A 2925-nucleotide genomic window follows, 5' to 3' on the forward strand; every position below is an offset into this window, starting at 1 on the left:
CACCTCCTTCGTCGGCCGGGAACCGGAACTCGCCGCCGTGCGCGCCGACGTGCGCGCCTTCCGCCTGGTCACCCTCACCGGACCGGGCGGCTCGGGGAAGACCCGCCTCGCCGAGGAGGCCGCCGCCGCGCTCGCCCCCGCCTGGCTGGTCGAACTGGCCCCGCTGGAGCGGCCGGAGGCGGTGCCCGACGCCGTCGTCAGCGCGCTGGGGCTGCGCGAGACCGTGCTGCTGAACACCGAGCTGGCGGCCCAGCACGACGACCCGACCGCCCTGCTGATCGAGTACTGCGCCCCGCGCACCCAGCTCCTGGTCCTCGACAACTGCGAGCACGTCATCGACGCGGCCGCCGCCCTCGCCGAGACCCTCCTCACCCACTGCCCGGGGCTGACCATCCTCGCCACCAGCCGCGAACCCCTGGGCGTGCCCGGCGAGTCGGTGCGCCCGGTCGAGCCCCTGGCCCCCGAACAGGCGCACCGGCTCTTCGCCGAGCGCGCGAAGGCGGCCCGTCCCGACGCCGACGTGCTCGGCGACACCGCCGCCGTCGCGGAGATCTGCCGCCGCCTGGACGGGCTGCCGCTCGCCATCGAACTGGCCGCCGCCCGGCTCCGGTTGCTGACCCCGCGCCAGATCGCCGACCGGCTCGACGACCGGTTCCGGCTGCTCACCTCCGGCAGCCGTACCGTGCTGCCCCGCCAGCAGACCCTGCGTGCCGTGGTCGACTGGTCCTGGGACCTGCTGGACGAGCGCGAGCGCACGGTGCTGCGCGAGGTGTCCGTCTTCGCCGGCGGCTGGGACCTCGCGGCGGCCGAGGCCGTGTGCACCGGCCCGGCGGCCGAGCTGATCGGGGCGCTGGTCGACAAGTCCCTCGTCGTCGCCACACCGGACGCCCCCGGCGCGCCCGGCGGCATGCGCTACCGCATGCTGGAGACCATCCACGAGTACGCCACCGAGCGCGCGGCCGACACCCCCGGGCTGCGCGCCGCCGCCGAGCGCCGCCACCGCGCCTGGGTGCGGTCGCTGGTCGAGCGGGCCGAGCCGCTGCTGCGCTCGGCGGAGCAACTCCCCTGGATCGCCCGTCTGGAGACCGACCTGGACAACATCCGGGCCGCCCTGGACCGCGCGGTGCGCGACGGCGACGAGGCCGAGGCGGGCGCGATCGTCCTGGCCATGGGCTGGTTCTGGTGGCTGCGCAATCACCGCCGGGAGGCCGTCACCTGGACGCGCCGGGTGCTCCGCCTGGGCATCGCCCTGGACGCCCTCGGCGACGGGGCCGCCCCCGAGGGCGGGCTGCCGGCCCTGATGGAGTCGGCCGACATCGTCGGCGCCCTGCTCGCCGCGCCCGACGGCGAGCGGGGGCACCCGCTGCGCACCCTCCGCATGGACCTGCGGATGTCCGACCTGTTCCTGACCACGGAGGGCCGGATCGCGCGGCTGACCGACAACGAGCGGGGCCCGCGCTACATCGCCCTGGTCCGGTCGGCCTACGCGCACGGCGGCCCGCACGCCGCCCGCCTCCCCGGCATGACCTGGCCGCTGACCGCCTACTACCTGGGCGGCCCGGGGGACGCGGGCCGGGACCTCGACCCGGCGGTCGCCAACTGCCGGAAGTACGGCGGTGACTGGGAGGTCGGCGTCATGCTGATGTTCCGCACCCACGCGCTCGTCGACTCCCCGGGCAATCTGCACGGCGTGGACGAGGACCTGGCCGAGCTGCGGACGCTCAGCCGCCGCGTCGGTGACCGCTGGATGCGGGCCCAGGTGTGCAGCGCGGCCGGTGAGACGGCCATGGCGCGCGGCCGTTACGCCGAGGCGCGCGACGAGTACGCGGAGGCGCTGCGCCTCGCCTACGAGGTGGGCGCCTACGCGGAGTCGCCGTTCCTGCTGGCGCGGCTCGGGGAGATCGCCTACCGCGCCGGCGACCGGGACGGCGCGCTCGCCCATCTGGCCGCGGCGGAGACGGCCGCCGACCGCTACGCGGTGACGGAGGCCCATGCCTTCGCCCTGATGATGCGTGCCTCCATCGCCCTGAACGACGGCAGGACGGCCGAGGCCCGCGAGCTGTACGACGCGACGTTCGAGGCGACCCGCGGCGAGGCCGCGCCCCCGCAGTTCGCGGCGGCCCTGCGGACCGTGGAGGCGCTGCTGACGGCCGCGGAGTCGGGCCCGGAGCACGGCCTGCCGATCGTGGCCGAGGCGCTGGAGACGGCCGTGGCCATGCGGTGCGCCGAGTGGATCACCGGGGGTCTGGTGGACACCGCGGCCGGTCTGCTGGCCCGGCTCGGCGATCTGCCGGGCGCGGTCCGGCTGTACGAGGCCGCGGACCGGTGGCGCGACGGCCGCCCGCGCAGCGAGCCCGAGCGCACCGAGGCCGCCCGGGTGTTGGCCGGCGCCCGCGCGGCGCTGCCCGCCGAGCGGTACGCGGCCGAGCGGGCCCGGGGCGCGGGCTACGGCCCGGCGCAGGTCCTGGCCGACATCCGGCGGGCGCACACGGCGGCTACGCGCAGGTGAACCGGGAATCCGCCCAGTCGGCCAGCGCGTTCTGGTCGAATGCGTTGCTGTGCGGCCGTACGACGAGCCGCACGGTCGTGCGCCCGGTGAGGTCCACATGGACGGGGACGGCCTGGTCGCGGCCCTTGACCATCCCGGACTGCCACAGCGGGACCCCGTCGGCGTAGACGGCGAAGGAGACCTTGCCGAGGCCGAGCGTCATGTCGTCCACCCCCGCGAGCGCGTCGTAGGCAGTGCACCGCCGGTTGAGGACGACGGTCACCGAGGAGTCGCCGCGGACGGTCGCCCCGCGCGCGTACTGCTCGCCGCCGACCGACAGGCCGTGGCGCTGCCACACCCAGCTGCTCTCCCCGAGCGCGATCTCGGGCTCGGTGCCACCGCCGTCCGCGTCGTAGCGCAGCTCGCTGAGCTGGTAG

The 2925-nt window shown here is 76.3% G+C and carries 2 protein-coding genes; one reads left to right on the forward strand and one right to left on the reverse strand.

The window, feature by feature from the left end:
* Positions 1-2509, forward strand: a 2509-nt coding sequence (locus FRZ03_RS10605) for an ATP-binding protein (protein WP_146464911.1), incomplete at its 5' end; no start/stop codon positions are given.
* Here the strand turns inward: FRZ03_RS10605 and FRZ03_RS10610 are convergent.
* Positions 2496-2925 (reverse strand): NPCBM/NEW2 domain-containing protein (locus tag FRZ03_RS10610; protein ID WP_186785346.1); only part of this gene is annotated, 430 nt, incomplete at its 5' end. The genes FRZ03_RS10605 and FRZ03_RS10610 overlap by 14 nt on opposite strands.

This window comes from Streptomyces misionensis (genome assembly GCF_007896895.1).
In the GTDB taxonomy this organism is placed as follows: Bacteria; Actinomycetota; Actinomycetes; order Streptomycetales; family Streptomycetaceae; genus Streptomyces; species Streptomyces misionensis_A.